This is a genomic window from Thermodesulfobacterium sp. (genome assembly GCF_030445475.1).
Taxonomy (GTDB): Bacteria; Desulfobacterota; Thermodesulfobacteria; order Thermodesulfobacteriales; family Thermodesulfobacteriaceae; genus Thermodesulfobacterium; species Thermodesulfobacterium commune.
Genome location: NZ_JASUTP010000022.1, coordinates 1 through 22,147, shown reverse-complemented (window position 1 = coordinate 22,147; position 22,147 = coordinate 1). Strand labels below are relative to the sequence as shown.

The window sequence follows — 22,147 nt, the reverse complement described above, 5'->3', positions numbered from 1 at the left end:
ACAAACAATATATCTAAAACACTAATCCTTGACAGACCTAAAACATAAAAATCTCTAACATTTGGTATGGCATATACCGAATTTAAAACCTTAGTAGATAGAAAGATTTTAAATTCGGTATATGCCATACCAAATGTTAGAGATTTTTATGTTTTAGGTCTGTCAAGGATTAGTGTTTTAGATATATTGTTTGTTTTGGCTGTGGTTTGCGGTATAGGTTTTGGTTTAGGGCATCTATCTTTAAGAATTATAACCACACCTATTAGAAGAAAAAGAAGGGAGGGGAAATAATGAAGAAGGTATATTTACATCCTTTACCTGTAAGAATATGGCACTGGATCAATGCTATCAGTTTTATAGTATTGATAATTACCGGATTACAGATCAGATTGGTAGATAAGATAAATCTTATGTCTTTTGAAAGTGCGGTTAAGATACATAGCTGGTTAGGGTTTATTTTGCTTGCTAATTATTTTATCTGGTTATGTTACTATCTGTTTACCGGAAAAATTTTTAAGATTTATATCCCTCCTTTTTGGAGACCTGTAGATTTTATTAAAAAAGCTTTTGCTCAAGCAAAGTATTATGCCTATGGTATCATGGTAGGAGAGAAAAACCCTCATCATCCAACCCCTGATAACAAATTTAATCCTCTACAACAGGTTTTTTATTTTATCATCATGATCTTTTGTATACCTTTACAAATTTTGACAGGTCTTGTGCTTTGGGATCCTGTTCAGTTTGCTTGGTTAGAAAGTTTGATGGGAGGTATTCAGATTGTTTCTTTAATTCACAATGGCCTTTGGGTGTTTTACGGATTTTTCCTTTTTGTTCATATTTATTTAAGTACTTTAGGACATACACCTTTAGCTCACATCATAGCTATGTTTACCGGATATGAAGAAGAACATGAAGAACATACCGGGCACTAATTAAAAACAAGGGGGGGTAAAACTATGAAAAAGAAAGTTTGGGGAGGGTTAATCATAGGAGGAATTTTGTTCTGTGTTACTTTAGTTTTTGCACTTCCAACGGAATTACAATTAAAACTGGAAGGAGCTAAATTTCCAGCTGTGAAGTTTAATCATGCAAACCATGTAGATGTATATAAAATCGATTGTAAAGTATGTCATCATGCAGAAGCCGATCCTACTAAAGAAGTAAAAAAATGTGTAGAATGTCATGATATAGCTCAGGCTAAAGATAAAGCTTTAAAAGCTATGGATGCCTACCATAAGACCTGTATTGAATGCCATAAGAAGGTTAACGGTGAAGAAGGTAAACAAGCGCCAGTTAAGTGTAATGACTGCCATAAAAGGTCTTAAATAGATTAGGGGTGGCTAAATATAAGTCACCCCTAAGATTCAATCTCTTCCTCTTCTAAGTCTTCTAAATCTTCATCATAGATGTATTCTATGTCTTCAGAGAATTTAAAGTCAGTTTCTTTAGGAGGTTTATAAGGGACTCTAATTATTTCTCTTAATTGTTCTAACTCCAAAGGTAAAGTTTCATCTTGTTGACAAACTTCACAGTTTTGCACATGTTTTTCTACTAAATCCATCATTTTGACAGGAGAAAGGGTAAAAGACCTTACTTCTTGATACCAATCTCTGATAAGGGTTTTTAATCTACTGCAATTCATTTTAATTGTACCTCCTTATTTATTTCCCTTAAAGAGTATGAAAAATATTTTATCCAAAATTAAACATTTTAAAAGATGGTTTACTACAAATTTTTAGAATTTATGGTAATTTTAAGAGTTATCAAAAATGAGAAGGAAGGGTGGGGACGGTGAAAAGATTTAGGATTTTAAGTGGAATGCGTCCTACAGGTCCACTTCATTTGGGACATCTTCACGGTGTTTTAAAAAATTGGTTGAGTTTCCAAGAAAATCACGAATGTTTTTACTTTGTGGCAGACTGGCATGCCCTAACTACAGAGTATGATTCTCCTCAAAAATTAAGAGGTTTTGTAAAAGAATTGTTTTTGGAATGGCTCTCAGTAGGGCTTTCTCCAGAAAAGAGTGTGATTTTTTTACAATCAGCTGTTAAAGAACATGCAGAACTTTCTTTGATATTTTCTATGATTACTCCAGTAGCTTGGCTTGAAAGAAATCCTACTTATAAAGATATGGTTCAAAACCTTCAAAATAAAGATTTGACTACCTATGGGTTTTTAGGCTATCCGGTTTTACAAGCAGCTGACATCTTAATCTATAAAGCAGAGAAAGTTCCTGTAGGTTTAGACCAGGTACCTCATTTAGAATTAACCAGAGAAATTGCCAGAAGATTTAATTATCTGTACGGTACCGAATTTTTTCCTGAACCTGAAGCCCTTTTGTCTGAGGTACCCAAAATACCAGGAACAGACGGAAGAAAGATGAGTAAAAGTTATGGAAACGCTATTTTTTTGAATGACCCACCTGAAGTAGTGAAGAAGAAAGTTCTGTCTTATGTGACTGATATTCATAGACCCAGAAAATCTGATCCGGGAGATCCTGAAAATCGTTGTGTAGCGTATAATCTAATAAAGATTTATTTTTCAGAGGAAGAAAGGCAGGAAGTCGTAGAAGATTGTAAAAAGGCTAAGCTTGGATGTGTAGAATGTAAGCAAAGATTGGCTTCTAAAGTTATAGAAGAGTTAACTGAAATCTGGGAAAGACGTTTTGAGATAGAAAAAGCAAACTGGGAAGAGCTACTGCAGGTAGGAATAGAAAAAGCAAGAAGTATAGCTAAAAAAACCATGGAAGAGGTTAATGAGTTATTGGGTTTCTCCTATAAGTTTTAAAAATTCTTCTTCGTTAATAATTTTTAGTCCAAGTTTTAAAGCCTTTTGATATTTAGACCCTGGTGCTTCTCCTACCACTACGTAGTCAACGTTTTTAGACACATGGTCTGAAACTTTACCTCCTAGCTGTAAAACCTTAGCTTTAGCTTGATCTCTGGTCATGCTTTTTAAGGCACCGGTAAACACAAAGGTTAACCCTTCAAGTTTTGGAGTGACTTCTTCCTGTTTTTCTTCTTCCTCTTCGAAAGTAATCCCTGCATCTAATAATCTTTTGATAATCTCTTGGTTGTGCTCATTTTTAAAAAATTCTACTATAGATTTAGCTACTTCATAACCTACGCCCTCCACTGACATTAGGTCAGACATAGAGGCTTTCATAAGATTGTCTAAGGTTTTAAACTTTTTGGCTAGAAGTTGAGCCATTGCCTCTCCAACATGCCTTATTCCTAAGGCATAAATAAAACGAGCTAATGTGTTTTTTTTACTTTTTTGGATGGCTTCATAGAGATTTTTAGCTTTTTTATAAGCAAAGCCAGGTAGTCGTAAGAAGTCTTCTAACCGAAGATAATAAAGGTCTGCTACGTTTTCTACTAAACCTCTGTCTACCAGGTCTTTTGCCACCTTTTCTCCTAAGCCTTCTATATTCATCGCAAGTCTACTGGCAAAATGGAGAATTTTTCTTATCAAACTGGCGTAGCAATTAGGGTTAGGACATCTCCACACAGCCTCGTCAGGCTTTTTGACTAGCTTAGTGCCACATCTTGGACACTCTGTAGGAAATTTAATTTCTTTTTCGTCACCTGTTCTTCTTTCTTTTATTGGCATGATGATTTGAGGGATCACATCTCCTGCCCTTTGTACAAGCACCCAATCTCCAATCCTTATGTCTAAGTTTTTGATGTAGTCTTCATTATGAAGAGTAGCTCGTTCTACGATAACACCTCCTATTTGTACAGGTTGTAAGATAGCCACCGGAGTGATAGCACCGGTTCTTCCTACTTGGAAAACTACGTTTAAAAGTTTGGTGGTTACTTGAGTAGGTTGAAATTTATAGGCGATGGCGTATCTTGGAGACCTTGCTTTGGTACCAAGTTTTTCCCACAGAGATAGATCATTTACTTTGATTACAATACCGTCTATTTCATAAGGAAGTTCTTGTCTTTTCTTTTCCATTTCGTGATGATAGTCGATGGCTTCTCTGATATTTTTAACTAACTTTACCAGCGGGTTTATTTTTAAGCCCCACTTAGGTAAGGTTTGAAGCACCTCCCATTGAGTTTTGAAGTTATAACCTTCGACCTTTCCTACCCCATAACAGAATATATCTAATTTTCTTTTGGCTGTAACCGAAGGATCAAGCTGACGTAAAGAGCCAGCAGCAGCATTTCTTGGATTAGCAAAAGGAGGTTCTCCCTTTTTTATCCTTTCTTGATTGATTTTTTCAAATTCCTCCTTATTTAGATAAACTTCTCCTCTTACATCAATTCTTGGTGGTATTTCAGGGGCATCTTCATCAAACTTTTTTAGTTTTAGAGGGATAGATTTAATGGTTTTGATGTTAGCAGTAACATCCTCCCCTACATAACCATCACCCCTGGTAGCTCCTAATTTTAAGGTTCCATCTTCGTAAACCAACTCTACCGCAAGACCATCTATTTTTGGTTCTACCGTATATTCTATTTGAGCTTCTTCAGGTAATCCTAAAAATTTTTTAACTCTTTTATCAAATTCTAATACTTCGTTTTCGTCCATAGCATCATCCAGAGATAGCATTGGTTCTGCATGAGGAACTTCTTTAAATCCTTCTGCTGGTTTAAATCCTACTCTTTGGGTAGGAGAGTCTGGGGTAATCAATTCTGGATACTTTTCTTCTAATTCTTTAAGTTCTCTCATTAATGCATCGTATTCAGCATCAGAAATAACAGGGGAATCAAGTACATAATAACGATAATTATGATACTCTATCTCTTCCCTAAGTTTTTTAACCCTTTCTATGATTTCCTGAGGGATGTGAGGATATTCTTTTTTCTCCTCTGGCATGATAAACCTCCGAAAAATTAGGTGTTTTTTGCTAATTTTATACCTTAAAATCGATAAAGACAACTTTTATCAAATGACACAGTTGTTCCAAAAGCATAGTGTTTATTTAATTGTGTCTACCAATGTGGTGGTAAGAAACCTCCCTCCTAAAATTAAATATCCTCCAACATCCAACAATACCAAATATACCACCTTGTAAATCTAACCACTTTCCCTCTTTCTTAATTTTGAGTTTAACTTTACCATTTTTACCAGGAGGGGGAGCCCCTAACCCCTAAGATTTAGACACAATTAATAAAACACTACTTCCAAAAGGTTTAGTTTTTAGGTTTCTTCTAAAATAAAGGTTTTCACTCTTGGCATTAATTATTAAGATGTTATAATTAATCCCATGAGTGAGAAAAAGTATGGTGAATTAGCCATAGAACAAGCAGAACTTGAAGCTTGGCCTAATCCCTATCCTGATAGGGATTATACAATAACCATCACTTTCCCTGAGTTTACTTGCCTTTGTCCCAGGTCTGGATATCCAGATTTTGCGGTAATCAAGATCGAATATGTACCTAATGAAAAAATTGTTGAGCTTAGGTCGTTAAAACTATGGCTTAACAAGTTCAGAAATCGTTACATCTCTCATGAAGCCGCTACTAACGAGATTTTTGATGCCCTCTGGAAGGTTTTAGAACCTAAAAAATTGAAAGTAATAGGAGATTTTCACCCCAGAGGGAACGTTCATACCGTCATAACGGTAGAAAAGCCTTAAAATCCTAAAAAGAAGACCTTCCTAAAATAAGGCTATAAAGCTCTGTCTCTGTATCCACAGGATATTTTCCTCTTACTACTGTAAAATAAAGAAGGCTATTATCGTATCCAATTCCGGTAATAAATCCTCTCTGAGCAGAAGTAAGGTTTCTATAATAATAGTTTCCTTCAAACCCTAAGACAAAAATCTGAGAAGTAGCGCTATCTAAAGGAAGATATTTTAATTCTTTTTTAACGGTGTTTAAAGGAAACTCTGTTGAAGCAAAAAATACAAAGGTTTTGCCGTTAGCATACTGAACCAGAGGTGAAACAAAGGGTAATATCACTTTTTTAACTACTTCTTGTCCCTTTTTCCCCTTTATAAGTCTTACTTCATAAAAGTGTTGGGCTATAGCATAAGGAGAAGTCCATTGAAGTTGATTGTTTTTATACACCCCTAATCTTCCGTCATCTAAGTAGGTTAAAATCTCAGGTTGTCCGTCCTGATCAAAATCTACAAAGCTAGTTCCTATGTTTTGATATCCTTCAAAAAGGTTAAGTTTGTGGGCATAGATAAGCTGGTTGTTTTCTCTTTTTAGAATAAATACTTCTTTTCCGAAAAAGGTTTCTGGGTCAAAGGTTTGTCCTAAAAGGGTATCTTTAATTCCTCTTGCAGTATAATCTACAAAGTTTAAAATCAGGTTGATGTTGGTTATCACTGGGTTAAGTCCTTGATTGGTGTAATGTAAAATTTCACTTTTCATCCCAACTCTATCGTCATACACGTTTAAAGCGATCCAACCATTTGGTCCTACTGAAAAATTTACTATCTTTCCTGAAGAAGGTTTGTAATAGGCTAAAAGCCCTCCTTTTAGTTTGACGATAAAAAGCCCTTGGGAATTAAAATAAATCATTTCTTGAATTCCGTCGTTGTCTATATCTGTAAACTCAGCTTGTACTACCTCCCCCTTAGTCTTACCTATAAGGGAGGGTTGTGTTTCACCTAAGGGTTTAGGTTCTACTTTGGTTTGAGAAGGTCTAAGGTAAGTTGAGGTAGATACCTTTGAATAAGAAAGTCCTCCATAGTATCTTATAAGGTCTAACTTTGAGTTATATACCTTTATGGTGTTTTCTTCTTCTACAAAGAGAAGGTCAAACTTTTCAGCTAATAAATACTCAGGGGTTATTTGGCTAAATCTAAGGTTAGGGTCGAAAATAATAGTACAGTCTGGAAGGTTGTTTTTTAAGGTTAAAAAGAGGTTTTCGTTTGGGTTGGTATGTTCAACGATAACAAGGATTTTTAGGTCTGCATACCTGGTAATCGGCATAGGAACGGTTAAAGGCTCTTTTTGATAGATAACTTTTGCCATGGCAAAGTTTTCGTCTGTTCTGACAACTTCTATTTTAGCTACCGGTTCTTTTAGATATCCAAGGGTTTTTTGAGTTTCAGGGTGAACGATCTTTTTTCCTCTTTTATAAACCGTAAAAATATCTTTATTTTTAACTCCTTGCACCAAACCTTTATCGATTATAAGTTCTCTATCTTCTATACCGATAAGTAATCCAGAAAGAGGAGAGAAGTCTTTTTTGACCTGTTCATAAACCTCAGGGGGTAGACTGCTAAAACTGAGTTGATGGGTTGAAAAAATAAAAAAGACTAATATTAAGACTTTAAATATGACCTTCATCGACTGTTTCCTCCTTTTGGATTTTGATAAAGCAATTTTTCCAGTTCTTCCCCTTCTAAAACTTCTTTTTCCATTAAAATCTTAACAATAGTTTCTAAAATTTCTATTCTTTCGGAAAGGATTCTGGTAGAGGTTTCATAACAAGTTTTTAGGGTTTGACTTATTTCTTGGTCTATAAGAGAGGCTATTTGTTCAGAAACCATTTCTCTCTCTTTAAAAGGAACATCCAAAAACAGATGTTCTCTTTTTCTAAAGGTTTGCGGTCCTAAGATGTCACTCATTCCGTAATCCATGACCATAGCTCTTGCTATTTCGGTAGCTCTTTCTAAATCGTTTTGAGCTCCTGTAGATACCTCTTTAAAAACTAATTCTTCGGCAGCCCTACCACCTAAAAGTACAGAGATTTTGGCTAAAAGTTCAGTTTTGGTCATCAAATATCTTTCTTCGGTAGGAAGTTGCAAGGTGTAGCCTAAGGCAGAAATACCTCTTGGGATGATAGAAATCCTGTGCACCTTTTCCTGGGGTGTTAACACCGAGGCTACCACCGCATGTCCTGCTTCATGATAGGCTATTCTGGTTTTTTCTTCGTGGGAGATATAACGGTTTTTCTTAGCAAGGCCTGCTATTACTCTATCGATAGCTTCCTCAAAGTCTTCCATCTCAACATAATTTTTACCCTTTCTTGCAGCAAGCAAAGCTGCTTCGTTTACAACATTAGCAAGATCTGCTCCCACCATACCAGGTGTTCTTGCAGCAATAACCTTTAAGTCTACATCTTGACCAAGAGGTATGTTTTGGCAATGCAACCTAAGGATTTCTTCTCTCCCCTTTAAATCAGGTCTATCAACCACAACCACCCTGTCAAACCTTCCTGGACGAAGAAGGGCAGGGTCTAAGATTTCAGGACGGTTGGTAGCTGCGATGATGATGACTCCTTTTTTTGGGTCAAACCCATCCATTTCGGTAAGAAGCTGGGTCAGGGTGTGCTCTCTTTCTTCAGTACCTCCTGTAGCAGAGACCCCTCTAACCCTTCCAACTGCATCTATTTCGTCTATAAAAATGATACAAGGAGCCATTTTTTCTGCTTGAGAAAAAAGGTCTCTCACCCTGGCAGCTCCTACTCCCACAAACATTTCTACAAAAGAAGACCCTGAAATAGAAATAAAGGGAACTCCTGCTTCACCTGCTACAGCTCTTGCAAGAAGGGTTTTACCTGTACCAGGAGGACCTACCAGTAATACTCCTTTCGGAATTTTGGCTCCAAGCTTGGTAAACCTTTCAGGATGTTTCAAAAACTCTATGATTTCTTTTAGTTCTTCTACAGCTTCATCAACCCCAGCCACGTCCTTAAAGGTTACTTGTATTTCGTCTTCTACATAGATTTTAGCTTTACTTTTACCAAAACTTATGATACCTCCATCTGACGACGTAAACTTTTTAAAAAGGAAAAGCCAAAAGCCAATAAGTATTATCAACGGTATTAACCAGGAAAATAACCCAATCCAATGGTTGCTCTCAGGTTTAACCTGATATCTGATTCCCTTTTCTTCAAGAAGTTTTAAAAGGTCAGGGTCTTCTGCTCGATAAACTTTAAATGAGTTAGAAATTTTTACCGGTTTGTTTCTTAGTTCATAAAGTTTCTCTGCAGCTTGTTCACGAAAAATTCCTGTAATTTCATGTTTTTTTAAGGTAAGATTGTCAACCAATCCCAACCTTACTAAGGTTTTAAACTCGCTGTAAGTAAGAAGCTCGTATTTTGGATAAAGTTTTTCAATCGCTACCACAGAAGTTAAAAGAATTAAAAAAGAAAAGATAACTAAAACTAATTTTTGAGCCCTTTTCATCAGCTATTTTTTAGTGTACCCTGTCCTGTAGATTCTAAAACCGAAAGCCAGAATCGGCCATAAAGATTTACCTGTTTTCGTTTTTTAATCGCCTCTTTTATAGGTATATGGACAAACTGGTCGTTGAGATAGCTTATCATAAGACCGGTTTTTCCTGCCATTCCGGCATGAACTGCATACTGAGCTAAAAATCCACAAAAAATTCTGTCTTCTGCGTTGGCAGGAACACTTCTTATGATATAACTTGGGTCTATGTAACGTATAACCACAGGAAGACCTTTTTGCTTAAAATATTCCTCAATTTTTTCTTTTAAAAACTTGCCTATATCTCCTAATTTTAGATTACCTGAGGCATCATATTCAGGAGGGTCTTTTTGTACATATTTTTGCCCAGCACCTTCAGCTACCACTATAACCGCATGTTTTCTTGCTAACAATCTTTTTTCTAACTTACAAAGAAGTCCCTGAGGCCCTTCCAAATCAAAATCCATCTCTGGAATAAGACAAAAGTTAACCTCTCTGGTAGCTAAGGTGGCTGCAGCAGCGATAAACCCTGAATGCCTACCCATAAGTTTTACTAACCCTATACCATTAGGCACTCCGATAGCCTCTGTATGGGCGCATCTTATGGCATAACAAGCCATTTCTACCGCGGTGTTAAACCCAAAGGTTTTTGAAACTAGCCAGATGTCGTTGTCTATCGTTTTGGGAACACAAACGATACCTATTTTTACTCCTCTTCTATCTATCTCTTCTTTAATCTTGTTAGCTGCTCTAAAGGTTCCATCTCCTCCTATCATAAATAAAAGGTTGATATTTAACCTTTCAAGGGTGTCAACTATCTCTTCTACAGGTTGATGCCCTCTTGAGGTGCCAAGAAAGGTCCCTCCCATCGAATGGATATCTTTTACCTTTTCTGGAGAAAGCTCTATTACTTCATGTCCATACCTTGGGATAAAACCTTGAAGTCCATACTTAAAGCCTAAGATTCTATCCACTCCATAAGAATAATACAAAGTCATAACTAAAGACCTGATTACATCGTTAATCCCAGGACATAACCCTCCACAGGTTACTATGCCTACCTTTAATTTAGACGGATCAAAATAGATATAAGGTCTTGGTCCAGCTACCTCTAAAGAAATGACAGGTTTTTCTTGCGTTAGTTGAGCTTTTAAATAGTCTACGTTAAGCCTTAGGGTTATTCTAGTGTTATCCTCTACAAAACAAGAGGGAGAAAGTGGCATTGGGTTGGGTATTTTGCAAGGACCTAAGGTTTCTATCTCGGTAGAAACTTCTTCAGTGATTTCTTCTAAGAATTCATAATAACAGAAAGGGTTTTTCATAGGTCTTCCCCTTTTAGAGTTTTTATTCTAACCCTAATAGCTTCAGCATGAGAGGGAAGGTTTTCTGTCTCAGCAAGAAGAATGACCTTAGATGCCTCATCAACCAATGCCTCTTTTGAATACTGGATAAAGTTTATTTTTTTAAGAAACTTTTCTGGAGAAAGAGAAGAAGAAAACCTGGCAAGCCCCATAGTCGGTAAAACATGATTAGGTCCCGCTATATAATCTCCTATAGCTTCTGGGGTAAAGGCACCTAAAAACACCGCCCCGGCATTTTTTACCTTAAAAAGATGATCCATAGGGTTTTCTATCATCAACTCTAAATGTTCAGGAGCGATAATATTAGCAAGATAAAAAGCTTCTTCTAGTGTTCTTACTTTAAAAACTGCACCTCTTTGTTTTAGGGCTTTTTCTGCTATCTCACTTCTTAATCCTTTCTTTAGAGCCAAAGGAAGAAGTTTTTTAAGTTCTTTTATCAGAGAAGAAGAGGTGGTAACCAGCACAGCAAGACTCATAGGGTCGTGCTCAGCCTGGGCAAGTAAATCCCAAACCACAAACTCAGGATTAGCGGTTTCGTCTGCTATTATTAAAACTTCACTTGGGCCTGCTAATATATCGATACCTACTTGAGAAGAGACTAGTTTTTTAGCGATAGTAACATAGATATTACCTGGACCACAGATGACGTCAACCTTGGGTAAAGTTTCTGTTCCATAGGCCAATCCAAAAATAGACCAAGGGCCACCTACTTTATAAATTTCGTCTACTCCCGCTTCTTTAGCTGCAACAAGAAGCCCTGGATGTAAGCTTCCATCCTTTCGAGGAGGAGATACCATAACCACTTTTTTTACCCCGGCAAGCTTTGCAGGAACTGCTGTCATCACCACGGTAGAAATTAGTGGGGTTTCTCCTGAAGTACCTCCAGGTATATAAATTCCTGCTGCCTCTACCGGAGTAACCAACTGGCCAAGAAGTACCTCTTTTTCCTGCTTAATAAACCAAGAAGTAGGTAAATGCTGACCATGGAAACGTTTAACCTTTTCTACCGCAAGCCTGATGGCACTGACAAGTTCTTCAGATACTTCCCGGTAAGCCTTTTCTATCTCTGTTTCTTTTACCCTAAGGTCTGAAGTAGTTAGAGATACTTTATCAAAGAGTAGAGTATATTCTAAAAGGGCTTTATCTCCAAACTTTTTTACCTTATCTCCTATAGACTTTACATATTTTTCTTTTTTAGCAGGAAAGGTTTCTACCCGGTTTAAAAGCTTATTGAGATATGTTTCAGCTCTTTTAGAAGGATAAGAAAAAACTTTTAGAGGCATGTTATTTACCTCTTCTTACCAATCTTTAAAAGGTTTCTGCCAGGCTTCTTTAAGTCCTTTTAAGGGCTCTTTTATTAACACCTTTTCTTCAAAACCTTTTATCACTAAGTAAGGTTCTTCGATGGTTTCGCCTATCAAAGAACAAGGGACATCTCTCATCAAAGCTTCAAAATCTTTAGCTTTTTCCTTCTTTACTGTTACCACTATCCTCCCCGCACTTTCAGAAAATAAAATAAAATCCTCTCTTTTTTCTCCTTCATAAGGCACAGCTGTTAAGTCTATAAAGAGGCCGAAACCACCAGAAAAGGCCTTTTCCGCAAGACATACCGCTAAACCTCCGTCTGAAACATCATGGGCAGAAGAAACAAACCCTGAATAAATAGCATCTCTTAGTCTTAGGTAGAGTTTTTTGTTAAGGTAGGCATTAGGCTTGGGGACGACCCCTCCTTTTAGTCCGAGTAGACTCAAGTACTCTGACCCAGCAACTTCTTCTTTGGTTATTCCTAAAAGGTAGACCAAATCTCCCGGAGCTTTCACTTCCATCGTTTGGGCTAATCTAACGTTAGGAATAGTAGCTACTACAGAAAAGAGCAGAGTAGGGGGTATGGAAATCTTAAGGGTTCCATCTGGAAGAACTACTCCTACACCATAAGGATTAGGTTCATTTGGTTTTAACCCCACATTCATTAGGTAATCGTTTTTCATAGAGTCTTTACCTGAAATACAAGGGACTCCATAAGCTTTAGTAAAATCATAGAGAGCCATATTCGCCCTTACTAACTGAGCCAATTTATACCTTCCGTCAGGATTTTTTTCTCCTTCTATAGGGTCACACCAGCAGAAGTTGTCAAGACCTGCCATATGTTCTAAGTCAGCTCCCACACATACCGCATTTCTTATAGCTTCATCTATGGCATTAGCTACCATCCAGTAAGTATCATAATCTGAAAACTTGGGACATATTCCATGAGAGACTACTATTCCCCGTTCAGAGTTTAAATCATAACGAAGTACAGCAGCATCACTTGGACCGTCATTTTCAACTCCTACTAAAGGCTTGATAACACTACCTCCTTGTACCTCATGGTCATACTGCCTGACTACGTATTCTTTAGAACAGATGTTGTAAGAACTTAAAAGATTTTTAAGAACTTCTCCATAATCTTTAGGAGGTTCAAAATTTAACTTTTCCGGATATTGAGGAGCCTTCCATTCCGCAAAAAGTTTAAGTTGCGGCACCCCCTCATGTAAAAACTCTAAAGGTAACAAGGCTACTGTTTTTTCTTGATACTTTACATGAAAGTAACCAGAATCGTTAAACCTTCCTAAAACTGTGGCTAAAACTCCCATCTTTTCAGCTAATTCTAAAAATCTTTCGATTTTCTCTGGGGGAACAGCTAAGGTCATTCTTTCCTGACTTTCTGAAACTAAAATCTCCCAAGGTCTTAAACCAGGATATTTTAAAGGAGCTTTCGCTAAATCTATTTCAGCCCCACCAGCTTCTTTAGCCATCTCTCCCACTGATGAGGATAAACCTCCAGCACCATTGTCAGTTATAGAATTGTAAAGACCTTCATCCCGTGCCTTTAAGATAAAATCAACCAATTTTTTTTGGGTAATAGGATCACCTATTTGTACAGCGGTGGCTGGAGAACCTTCATGTAAAGCTTCTGAAGAAAAAGTAGCACCGTGAATCCCATCTTTACCTATCTTCCCACCTATCATCACTACTAAATCATTTGGGTTAGCCTTTTTTTTCCAAGAAGGTTTGTCGTTTAGATATAAAGGTAAAAGTCCACCGGTTCCGCAATAAACCAGAGGTTTACCTATATATCTTGGATCAAAAACAATAGAACCGTTTATCGTAGGGATACCACTTTGATTTCCACCATGTTCGACACCTTCTCTTACTCCTTCAAAAATTCTTTTGGGATGGAGTACCCGTGGAGGTAAAGGCTTGTCCCAATTAGGTGGAGCAAAACAAAAGACATCGGTGTTAAAGATGAGTTTAGCTCCCATTCCTGTACCCAAAGGATCTCTGTTTACTCCTACTATTCCTGTTAAAGCTCCACCGTAAGGGTCAAGGGCTGAAGGGCTGTTATGGGTCTCTACTTTAAAAGCCAAAGCCCAGTTTTCATCAAGTTTTATAACGCCAGCGTTATCTACAAAAACAGATAAACAAAAGTCTTTTTCTCCTTTTTCTTTCCGAATTTCTTCGGTTGAAGCTTTGATATAGGTTTTAAATAGGCTATCAATCTCTTTTTCTTCTCCGGTATCCCAATCTTTATAAAAAATTTTGGCGTTAAAAATTTTATGTTTGCAATGTTCAGACCAGGTTTGAGCAAGACTTTCCAACTCAACGTCAGTAATCTCTTCGTTCAGCCCAACTTCCTTTCTTTTTTGGATGAACTCCGGATCAGAAAAAAAACTTTGGATCTTTTTCATTTCTTCTAAATTTAAGGCTAAAAGTCTTTGCTTGGAAAGATTTAATAATTCTTCATCTGAAAAAGATTTTAAGTCAAAAGTGTCAACTAAAGGAGGAAAATACTCTGTGACTCTTGGAACAGGATAAGTAAATCCATTTTTTTCTAAAAATTCTTCTTTAGAAAGAATAAACCATCTTTCTATAAGTTCATTAGCCAAAAGTTCTTTAGCAATTTTTTCTATGGCTTCCTTCGAAAGTTTCCCTTTAATTAAGAATTGTTTAGCGAAATAAACCCCTTCTTTTTGCGAATCTAAAGGTCTTTCAAGAAGGTAAGACAGGGCTTCTTCTGCTGTTTTCCCTTCGTTATCTGTAACTCCTGGTCTGTAACCGATTTCTAAAGCCCAATCAAAATCATACTGGAGCTTTAACCCTATTGGATGGTTAAGAGTGTAAATTTGAATTACCGGATCGCAAAGGGCAGACTGGGCAAATTTTTCTAAAACATCAAGGGAAAAATTCCCTTCTACTAAATATACTTTGATAAATTTAACAGCTTCAACCTCAAGATTAAGATCTGTAGTTATCTTTTTTTGGACTTTTAGACCAAAAACGTCTTTAATTTCAGGTTTAACCGCTACTTCTATTCTTATGGCTTTCATAGATTTTGAATATATCATTTTTTGCTATTTTTTTCAATCCCTGCAAGTAAGAGGTTTAGGGAATATTTTGATTATATATCCTTAAAGTTTTTCCAACGTTTTTTAAGTCTTGACTTAACGGTAGAAGGGTTTATTTTAAAATCGTTTTAGTTAAAATTTTTTAAAAGGAGGGAGTTAAGCTCCATGCCTATCTATGAGTTTAAATGCGAAGAATGTGGAGAGGTTTTTGAAGAGCTCGTTTTAAAACCTACAGAAGAAGTAAGGTGTAAAAAATGTAAAAGCCCAAAAGTTACTAAACTTATGTCTCAAGTAGCTTTTAAATCAGGTTCCAAGTTTGTAAGTTCATCGGGTTCTGCTTGCGCCACCTGTAAAGGTGGAACTTGTAGTAGCTGTGGATAAATTCGTCTATCGGAGGGTTTGTGGAAATAAGGGTTGGCACCAGAGGAAGCAAGTTAGCTTTAGCTCAAACCGATTGGGTAATAGGTCGTCTTAAATTGTTTTTTCCACATATACACTTTGAAAAGGTAATCATCAAAACCACAGGAGATAAAATTGTAGACTCCCCTTTGAGTAAAATAGGAGGAAAGGGCCTTTTTGTTAAGGAGATAGAAGAGGCTCTTTTAAGAAAGGAGATAGATTTAGCAGTTCATAGCCTTAAAGATGTTCCTTCGGTGCTGGCTGATGGTTTAGAAATAGGTTGTATTCCTGAAAGGGAGTCTCCTTTTGATGTTTGGATTTCAGATCGGGATTTTTTAGACCTACCTTCTAAATCAAGGGTAGGAACAAGTAGTCTAAGAAGGATGTCGCAACTGAAAAAAATTAGAAAAGATTTAGAAATTTTACCTCTAAGAGGAAATGTGGATACCCGTTTAAGAAAATGGAAAGAAGGCCAGTTTGCAGGGATTGTACTTGCTGAGGCTGGTTTAAAAAGGTTAAACCTTTGCATAGAATATAGAAGATTTTCTATAGAAGAAATGGTTCCAGCTGTAGGTCAAGGAGCTTTAGCTGTAGAGATTAGAAAGGATGACTTAAAGATAAAAAATTTACTTTCCTGTCTCCACCATGAGCCTACAGAGATATGTATAAGGGCTGAGCGGGCCTTTTTAAGGACTTTGGAAGGTGGCTGTCAAGTTCCTCTTGGAGCCTATGCGTGGTTAAAAGGAAACGAAATTTTTATGGTGGGTTTTATAAGTGATTTAGAAGGAGAAAGATTCTATAAACAGGTTGAAAAGGGTGAGGTCGAAAATCCAGAAATTTTAGGGGAAAGGCTTGCAAAACGTCTTCTTTCCTTGGGAGGAGAAAAGATTTTATCTGAAATATATCAAAGTAGCTAATCGAGGAGATAAAACATGGCTCAAGGAAAGGTATATTTGGTAGGTGCTGGTCCAGGAGATCCCCAACTTCTTACTCTTAAAGGAAAAAGAATTTTAGAACAAGCAGAGGTAGTAATATATGACTATTTAGCTAACCCCAAACTTCTTTCTTTTTGTAAAGAAGGAGCTGAAAAGATCTATGTAGGTAAAAAAGGTGGAGAACACACATTACCACAGGAAGAAATCAATAAACTTTTGGTAAAAAAAGCTAAGGAAGGGAAAAAGGTCGTAAGGCTTAAAGGTGGAGATCCTTTTCTTTTTGGTAGAGGTGGTGAAGAGCTAGAGGAGCTTGTTAAGGAGGGGATTCCTTTTGAGGTAGTTCCTGGCGTTACCTCTGCGATTGCAGTTCCGGCTTATGCTGGGATTCCTGTTACCCATCGTGACTATACCTCTACCTTAGCCATCATCACCGGACATGAGGCAGAAGGAAAACCTGAAAGTAAAATCGATTTTAAAGCTTTAGCTAAACTTGGAACTTTAGTTTTTTTGATGGGGGTTAAAAATCTTAAATATATCGTCGAAAATTTGATAAAAGAAGGCAAAGACCCTAAAACTCCGGTAGCTTTAATACAATGGGGAACTCTTCCAAAGCAAAAAGTAGTTACTGGATGTCTAGAAAACATCGTAGCCGAGGTAGAAAAAGCAGGGATAAAGCCTCCGGCTATCATCGTGGTAGGAGAGGTGGTAAAACTAAGACCTGATTTTAACTGGTTTGAAAGGAAACCTCTGTTTGGTAAAAGGATAGCTATTACACGTACCAGAGAACAAGCAAGCAGACTTTCTTTTTTGCTTGAAGAACTTGGCGCAGACGTAGTAGAGTTACCTTTGATAAAAGTTGTGCCAATTTGTAATACAGCGTTTTTGGAAAGATTAAACCTTTATGATTGGCTGGTTTTCACCTCAGAAAATGGGGTTAGATTTTTTATAAAAACTCTGTTAGAAACCGAAAGGGATTTGAGGGTTTTAAAGGATTTAAAGATAGCTGTAATAGGAAAGGCAACGGCTGAAGCTTTAGAAGGTTGGGGGATTAAGGCTGACCTTATTCCTGAAAAAAACTTTACCCAAGAAGGGCTTTTAGAGGCTTTTTCGAAGATACCTATCGAAGGAAAGAAGGTGCTTATTGCTCGAGCTAAAGAAGCTAGAGATGTGTTACCTAGGGGTTTAGAAGAACTTGGAGCCATTGTAGAGGTAGTTCCGATCTATCAAACCGTCCTTCCAGAAGAGACAAAAATTGCGTTTAAAGAAGAGTTAAAACAAGGTATAGATATCATAACTTTTACCAGTTCTTCTACGGTTAAGAATTTTTTTAGGCTTCTGTCCGAGTTAGAAGAAGAAGTAGAGTTAAAAAATACGCTTTTTGCTTCCATTGGTCCGATTACCTCTCAAGAACTTATAAAGCATGGTGTTACTCCACAGATAGAGGCTAAAGAATATACCATACCAGGTCTGGTAGAGGCAATTTTAACTTATTTTTCAGATTAAAACTGTTAAAAAATTTAAAAAAGAGTTAAATGTAGGAGGGAATTATGAATGAAGAAATAAAAAGGGCATTAGAGCTTATTAAGAGGGGAACGGTTGATTTGATAGAAGAAGAGGAGTTAATAAAAAAACTTGAGAAGTCTTATAAAGAGGGACGTCCTCTTAGGATAAAAGCAGGATTTGACCCTACAGCTCCTGACCTTCACCTTGGGCATACGGTGCTTTTAAGAAAGATGAAACAATTCCAGGACCTTGGGCATGAAGTCTATTTTTTAATAGGTGATTTTACAGCTATGATAGGGGACCCAACAGGTAGGTCTGAAACTCGTCCTCCTCTTACTAAAGAACAGGTTTTAGAGAACGCTAAAACTTACAAAGAACAGGTTTTTAAGATTTTAGACCCAAAAAAAACGAAGATCGTGTTTAACAGTCAATGGTTGTCTAAGATGAATGCTGAAGACATGATAAGACTTTGTGCCAAATACACTGTTGCAAGAATCCTTGAAAGGGAAGATTTTAAGAAGCGGTTTGAAAGCGGACTTCCTATCAGCATTCATGAGCTTATTTATCCTCTTTTTCAGGCTTATGATTCTGTTGCCCTTGAGGCAGATGTAGAATTGGGAGGTACAGACCAGCTTTTTAACCTTTTAATCGGAAGGGACATTCAAAGAGAATACGGGCAAGAGCCACAGGTTATTCTTACGCTACCTATATTAGAGGGGCTTGACGGAGTTCAGAAGATGAGCAAAAGCCTGGGTAACTATGTAGGGATTATGGAGCCTCCTAATGAGATGTTCGGAAAGCTTATGTCTATACCTGATGAGCTTATGTGGAAATACTATCTTCTTCTTACTGAGTTTTCAGAAAAAGAGATAGAAAAGATGAAAGCTTCGGTAGAAAAAGGAGAGCTTCATCCTAAGGAAGCAAAGAAAAGGTTGGCAAGCTACATAGTTGCTCAGTTTCACTCAAAGGAGGCAGCTCTTAAAGCAGAAGAAGAGTTTGAGAGGGTTTTTAGCAGAAAAGAACTTCCTACCGAGGTACCTACCATAAATATACCTCCAGGTAAGATATGGGTTCCTGGTTTGCTGAAAGACCAAGGCGTAGTAAAAAGTAATTCTGAAGCAAGACGTCTTATTGCTCAAAAGGCTATAGATTTAAACAAAGAGGTTTTAACCCAAGAAGAAATAGAGCTCTCACCAGGAGAATATGTATTCAGAGTAGGAAAAAAGAAGTTTCTAAAGGTAGTAGTGAATTAGTGATAAAGTAAGGGTTAAGGGGTGCGGACATTGGTGATTTAATTGGGGTAGGAAATTTAAAATATCAGACTAAGAGAAAGCAGAAAAATAAGATAAGAAGTAGCTAAAAATAGGCAAGTAAGTTTATAGGGAATTTGTGTTGAAATCTAAAATTAAACAAATTTTATCAGAGATTTTTGACTTAAACACAAAGCCTGAAGCAATAAGATATGCCCTTATAAGATCTTCTTTCTTAAACCTATTTGCAAGGTTTGCAGGTTATCTAAAGCACTTAGCTATTGCCATTCTTCTTGGCTTTAGCTATCAAACTGATGCTGTCTTTATGGCTTTATCCCTGCTTGGGATTTTTCTTATCTTTGCTGATGTCTTTGATTCAATAGGGATTCCAAACTTGGTTGAGTCAAGACTTGAAGGACAAGAAGCCTTTAAAAAGCTATCAGCCCTTTTACTTACTTTTACCTTAATTTTAGCTTTTTCAATATTAGTCTTTTCAATTCTACTTTATCCAATTTTAAAACACATTCCCATAGGCTTTAGCGAGGAAGCTAAACACTATTTAGGTGTTTCTTATTTTTTTCTTTTACCATATCTCTGTTTAAACTTTATTTTTCAGCATTTTGGAGCAGTTTTAAGAAGCCTTCGCAGGTTTACCGAGTATTTTTTAGGAGAACTAATTTTTTCTGTTTCAAGTTTTATTCTAATAGCCTTAGGTCTTTATTTTTTTCGAGATTTTAGAGTAATTCCTATTTCTTTTTCAATTTCTCAGGTTTTGGCAACTCTTTTTTTACTTTTAAGGGCAAAAGAATTTATTCATCTTAAATTTTACTTTGATGAAAGGGTTAAGCTGATTTTGAATCATTTTTTCTATCTTTCTGCCCTATATGGTGTATTTCATCTCTACATACTTGTTGACAGAGCCTTTGCTTCACTTCTTGGAGAAAAAGGAATTTCTGCCTTAACTTATGGTTTACTTGTTGCAACAGTGCCTCGCAATATAGTTAAGCTTGAGCATATGGCAATTACTGCTCTATCTGAAGTAAAGGCATCTTTTGAAAAAATAAACCTTTATATTAAGTATTCTCTTTTGATAGGTATTCCCTTTGCGTTAGGTATTTTTATTTTTGGTAAAGTAGCGGTTTCATTAATCTTTGGCTATGGAAGATTTAGCATGACAGATGTAGCCCTTACAGCAGAAGCAACAAGATATTACGCTTTAAGCCTTGCTTTTATGTTTATTTGGCCTATTTTATACCGTGCTTATCAAGTTTTAAATTGGCTAAAGCCTGTATTTTTTATAGCTATCATTGGGATCCTTGTAAACGGATTTTTAAATTATCTTTTTGTAGTAGTTTATAAGTTTGGAATAAAAGGAATTTGTTTAGGGACTTTTTTTGCTTATTTTTTCCTTTGCTTATCAAGCTATTTTGTGCTATATTATAGACACAATATAGGTAAAAGGAGAAATTTTAATGAAGACTGAAACTTTTTGTCCTATATGCGAGGAGAAGGTTTCTGTAGATGACTACAGAGAAGTTTATGTATCTCCATACACCAAACAAGAATACAAGCGCTACGAGTGGCCAAACTGCGATGTGCATTGGTGGGAGCCTCTGAAGATTATCCCTGAGTTTTATGAGAGTGAGGTGTTTGAAGACTATATAGCTTTTCATGAGGGGGTAAGTTTAAGTTTAGGTGATAATCACAAAGCCTTTTTTAGGTATTTCCCTTTAAGGGCTGGAAAACTTCTTGATATAGGATGCGGAGACGGAAGGTTTATAAGACATGCAAAAGAAGCTGGTTTTGAAGTGTGGGGCATAGATTTTGATACAAAGTCTGTGGAAACTGTGAAAAGAGAGCTTGGCATAGATACAGTTTTTGCCATGAGTCTTGAAGAGTTTTATGAATTTGCAAAAAAAGAAGGGCTTAAGTTTGACGTTATAACCTTCTTTGAAGTTCTTGAACACCAAGATAAACCTAAAGAATTTTTAAAGATGGTAAAAGACCTTCTAAAAGATGGAGGGTATATAGCAGGGAGTGTTCCAGACAGGGAGAGCATGTTTCAAAGAACATTTTATCAGAAATGGTATTCTTATGTAGACCATCCGCCTCACCACTTCCTTCGCTTTTCAAAAGGGTCTTTAGAAAGTGCTTTAAAACTTGCGGGTTTTTCAGAGGTGAAGGTCATAAAATCAGACTTCCCCTTTAAGGAGCTGTTTCCTTACGTAGAAAAAAAGTTATTTGGTAACTTAGACGAATTAAAGAATAAGCTTAAGGCAATGGTAGTTGGTAGCGAAAGAAAGGCAAGAGCTTACGCGGTAGAGGATTTGGACAAGATCTCTGAAAGAAAGAAAACTGCCATTATGCTTAAGGCTTTAAAGCTTGGAAGAAATTTGGCTCTATCACCTTTTGTTCTCCTATACCTGGGGAAGCTCAAAGGGAATGGGGTTCACCTTTATTTTCAGGCAAGGATATGAAAAGGTTGGTATTTCTTGTTTCACATTTAGGCTCTGGGGGAGCAGAACGGGTTGTAGCTAACCTTTCTCATGGTATTAAAGATTATGAAAACTATATAGTAATTTTTGAAAAAGTCGTTAAACAAGAAGTAAATGGAGAAATTTTTGTATTGAACTCTCCTTCTTCACAAAACTTAATAAGGAAAATAATTAATCTTCCAATAAGGTTTTTTAGGTTAAAAGGCGTGAAGAAGAGAATAAAGCCCTTTGCTTCCATAAGTTTTCTGGAACCAATGAACTTTTATAACACCATAACTAAGGTTGAAAAAGAAAAGATAATATTATCTTTTCATTCTAACTATACAAATACCTTTCTTGAAGACCCATTTTTGGGAAAGGGACTAACAAGAAAATTCTTAAATCTCGCGTATAAAGCCGTTCTTAGAATTCTCTATAACAAGGCAGATTTCCTGATTGCCGTCTCTAAAGATGTTGCGAGTGATTTAATAGAAAATTTTGGAATGGATCAAAGGAAAATAAAAGTTATTTACAATCCATATCCCATAGAAGATATAAAAAGGCTTGCTATGGAAGATTTAGGAAACTTTGAAGAAGTGTTAAAACAAGATACAATCATCACAGCAGGAAGACTAACCAAGCCAAAAGGTCAGTGGTATCTTTTGAGAATTTTTAGAGAGCTAAAAGAAAAGCACAAAGACCTAAAGCTCGTGATA

At 36.6% G+C, this 22,147-nt stretch carries 19 protein-coding genes; 12 read left to right on the top strand and 7 right to left on the bottom strand.

Annotation, left to right across the window (positions count from 1 at the left end):
* Nucleotides 1-66 precede the first annotated feature (66 nt).
* From PWP26_RS06600 to PWP26_RS06590, 3 genes are read left to right on the top strand one after another with little or no spacing between them, the layout of a single operon-like run.
* The gene (locus PWP26_RS06600; protein WP_301399280.1) at nucleotides 67-291 is read left to right on the top strand and encodes a hypothetical protein; all 225 of its coding nucleotides are present in this window, start codon (nucleotides 67-69) and stop codon (nucleotides 289-291) included.
* Nucleotides 291-932: a cytochrome b/b6 domain-containing protein gene (locus tag PWP26_RS06595; RefSeq protein ID WP_038060350.1), complete on the top strand. Its 642-nt coding sequence runs from the start codon at nucleotides 291-293 to the stop codon at nucleotides 930-932. The genes PWP26_RS06600 and PWP26_RS06595 overlap by 1 nt, the downstream gene beginning before the upstream one ends.
* Nucleotides 933-956: 24 nt before the next feature.
* Nucleotides 957-1,325, top strand: a complete 369-nt coding sequence (locus PWP26_RS06590) for a cytochrome c3 family protein (RefSeq protein ID WP_038060351.1) — start codon at nucleotides 957-959, stop codon at nucleotides 1,323-1,325.
* Between the two features lie 32 nt (nucleotides 1,326-1,357).
* On the opposite strand, the gene PWP26_RS06585 is transcribed toward PWP26_RS06590, so the two are convergent.
* Nucleotides 1,358-1,642: a hypothetical protein gene (locus tag PWP26_RS06585; RefSeq protein WP_038060352.1), complete on the bottom strand. Its 285-nt coding sequence runs from the start codon at nucleotides 1,640-1,642 to the stop codon at nucleotides 1,358-1,360.
* A gap of 149 nt (nucleotides 1,643-1,791) precedes the next feature.
* Between PWP26_RS06585 and trpS the strand changes: the two genes are divergently transcribed.
* The gene (gene trpS, locus PWP26_RS06580) at nucleotides 1,792-2,787 is read left to right on the top strand and encodes a tryptophan--tRNA ligase (RefSeq protein ID WP_081856531.1); all 996 of its coding nucleotides are present in this window, start codon (nucleotides 1,792-1,794) and stop codon (nucleotides 2,785-2,787) included.
* Here the strand turns inward: trpS and ligA are convergent.
* Nucleotides 2,761-4,827 (bottom strand): NAD-dependent DNA ligase LigA, encoded by a 2,067-nt coding sequence (ligA, locus tag PWP26_RS06575; RefSeq protein ID WP_081856466.1) that lies wholly within the window; start codon nucleotides 4,825-4,827, stop codon nucleotides 2,761-2,763. The genes trpS and ligA overlap by 27 nt on opposite strands.
* 391 nt (nucleotides 4,828-5,218) lie before the next feature.
* Here ligA and queF point away from each other — a divergent pair, with 391 nt between their 5' ends.
* Nucleotides 5,219-5,590: a preQ(1) synthase gene (gene queF, locus PWP26_RS06570; protein ID WP_038060353.1), complete on the top strand. Its 372-nt coding sequence runs from the start codon at nucleotides 5,219-5,221 to the stop codon at nucleotides 5,588-5,590.
* 4 nt (nucleotides 5,591-5,594) lie between these two features.
* Here the strand turns inward: queF and PWP26_RS06565 are convergent, their stop codons facing one another.
* Genes PWP26_RS06565 through PWP26_RS06545 form a run of 5 tightly spaced genes read right to left on the bottom strand, consistent with a single transcriptional unit; the run spans nucleotide 5,595 to nucleotide 14,870 of the window.
* A complete protein-coding gene (locus tag PWP26_RS06565; RefSeq protein WP_038060355.1) occupies nucleotides 5,595-7,256 on the bottom strand; it encodes a hypothetical protein in 1,662 nt (553 codons plus the stop codon).
* Nucleotides 7,253-9,100, bottom strand: a complete 1,848-nt coding sequence (gene ftsH / locus PWP26_RS06560) for an ATP-dependent zinc metalloprotease FtsH (protein ID WP_038060357.1) — start codon at nucleotides 9,098-9,100, stop codon at nucleotides 7,253-7,255. Before ftsH ends, PWP26_RS06565 begins: the two co-directional genes overlap by 4 nt.
* Nucleotides 9,100-10,446, bottom strand: coding sequence for an ATP-dependent 6-phosphofructokinase (locus tag PWP26_RS06555; RefSeq protein WP_301399278.1), 1,347 nt, complete (start codon nucleotides 10,444-10,446; stop codon nucleotides 9,100-9,102). Before PWP26_RS06555 ends, ftsH begins: the two co-directional genes overlap by 1 nt.
* A complete protein-coding gene (hisD, locus tag PWP26_RS06550) occupies nucleotides 10,443-11,768 on the bottom strand; it encodes a histidinol dehydrogenase (RefSeq protein WP_038060360.1) in 1,326 nt (441 codons plus the stop codon). The genes PWP26_RS06555 and hisD overlap by 4 nt, the downstream gene beginning before the upstream one ends.
* A 15-nt stretch (nucleotides 11,769-11,783) precedes the next feature.
* Nucleotides 11,784-14,870, bottom strand: a complete 3,087-nt coding sequence (locus PWP26_RS06545) for an AIR synthase-related protein (RefSeq protein ID WP_235181315.1) — start codon at nucleotides 14,868-14,870, stop codon at nucleotides 11,784-11,786.
* A 165-nt stretch (nucleotides 14,871-15,035) separates the two neighbouring features.
* On the opposite strand from PWP26_RS06545, the gene PWP26_RS06540 reads away from it, so the two are divergent.
* The 7 genes from PWP26_RS06540 to PWP26_RS06510 form a co-directional block, all read left to right on the top strand.
* Nucleotides 15,036-15,251: a zinc ribbon domain-containing protein gene (locus tag PWP26_RS06540; protein ID WP_038060363.1), complete on the top strand. Its 216-nt coding sequence runs from the start codon at nucleotides 15,036-15,038 to the stop codon at nucleotides 15,249-15,251.
* A 20-nt stretch (nucleotides 15,252-15,271) separates the two neighbouring features.
* Complete coding sequence (hemC, locus tag PWP26_RS06535; RefSeq protein WP_038060365.1) at nucleotides 15,272-16,186, top strand: hydroxymethylbilane synthase; 915 nt, start codon at nucleotides 15,272-15,274, stop codon at nucleotides 16,184-16,186.
* Between the two features lie 15 nt (nucleotides 16,187-16,201).
* A complete protein-coding gene (gene cobA / locus PWP26_RS06530; protein WP_038060367.1) occupies nucleotides 16,202-17,707 on the top strand; it encodes a uroporphyrinogen-III C-methyltransferase in 1,506 nt (501 codons plus the stop codon).
* A gap of 44 nt (nucleotides 17,708-17,751) precedes the next feature.
* Complete coding sequence (gene tyrS / locus PWP26_RS06525; protein WP_287568357.1) at nucleotides 17,752-18,960, top strand: tyrosine--tRNA ligase; 1,209 nt, start codon at nucleotides 17,752-17,754, stop codon at nucleotides 18,958-18,960.
* Nucleotides 18,961-19,099: 139 nt separating this feature from the next.
* Entirely contained in the window at nucleotides 19,100-20,440 is a 1,341-nt protein-coding gene (locus PWP26_RS06520; protein WP_287568355.1) for a lipid II flippase MurJ, read from the top strand.
* Nucleotides 20,430-21,434, top strand: coding sequence for a bifunctional 2-polyprenyl-6-hydroxyphenol methylase/3-demethylubiquinol 3-O-methyltransferase UbiG (locus tag PWP26_RS06515; protein ID WP_301399277.1), 1,005 nt, complete (start codon nucleotides 20,430-20,432; stop codon nucleotides 21,432-21,434). Before PWP26_RS06520 ends, PWP26_RS06515 begins: the two co-directional genes overlap by 11 nt.
* The coding region (locus tag PWP26_RS06510; RefSeq protein ID WP_301399275.1) for a glycosyltransferase at nucleotides 21,431-22,147 on the top strand (717 nt) is incomplete at its 3' end. The genes PWP26_RS06515 and PWP26_RS06510, both read left to right, overlap by 4 nt.

Excerpts from the sequence above, each read along its gene's own strand:
- PWP26_RS06600 (WP_301399280.1), top strand. The coding sequence starts at position 67 with ATGGCATATACCGAATTTAAAACCTTAGTAGATAGAAAGATTTTAAAT.
- PWP26_RS06595 (WP_038060350.1), top strand. The coding sequence starts at position 291 with ATGAAGAAGGTATATTTACATCCTTTACCTGTAAGAATATGGCACTGG.
- PWP26_RS06590 (WP_038060351.1), top strand. The coding sequence starts at position 957 with ATGAAAAAGAAAGTTTGGGGAGGGTTAATCATAGGAGGAATTTTGTTC.
- PWP26_RS06585 (WP_038060352.1), bottom strand. The coding sequence starts at position 1,642 with ATGAATTGCAGTAGATTAAAAACCCTTATCAGAGATTGGTATCAAGAA.
- ligA (WP_081856466.1), bottom strand. The coding sequence starts at position 4,827 with ATGCCAGAGGAGAAAAAAGAATATCCTCACATCCCTCAGGAAATCATA.
- queF (WP_038060353.1), top strand. The coding sequence starts at position 5,219 with ATGAGTGAGAAAAAGTATGGTGAATTAGCCATAGAACAAGCAGAACTT.
- PWP26_RS06565 (WP_038060355.1), bottom strand. The coding sequence starts at position 7,256 with ATGAAGGTCATATTTAAAGTCTTAATATTAGTCTTTTTTATTTTTTCA.
- ftsH (WP_038060357.1), bottom strand. The coding sequence starts at position 9,100 with ATGAAAAGGGCTCAAAAATTAGTTTTAGTTATCTTTTCTTTTTTAATT.
- PWP26_RS06555 (WP_301399278.1), bottom strand. The coding sequence starts at position 10,446 with ATGAAAAACCCTTTCTGTTATTATGAATTCTTAGAAGAAATCACTGAA.
- hisD (WP_038060360.1), bottom strand. The coding sequence starts at position 11,768 with ATGCCTCTAAAAGTTTTTTCTTATCCTTCTAAAAGAGCTGAAACATAT.
- PWP26_RS06545 (WP_235181315.1), bottom strand. The coding sequence starts at position 14,870 with ATGATATATTCAAAATCTATGAAAGCCATAAGAATAGAAGTAGCGGTT.
- PWP26_RS06540 (WP_038060363.1), top strand. The coding sequence starts at position 15,036 with ATGCCTATCTATGAGTTTAAATGCGAAGAATGTGGAGAGGTTTTTGAA.
- cobA (WP_038060367.1), top strand. The coding sequence starts at position 16,202 with ATGGCTCAAGGAAAGGTATATTTGGTAGGTGCTGGTCCAGGAGATCCC.
- tyrS (WP_287568357.1), top strand. The coding sequence starts at position 17,752 with ATGAATGAAGAAATAAAAAGGGCATTAGAGCTTATTAAGAGGGGAACG.
- PWP26_RS06515 (WP_301399277.1), top strand. The coding sequence starts at position 20,430 with ATGAAGACTGAAACTTTTTGTCCTATATGCGAGGAGAAGGTTTCTGTA.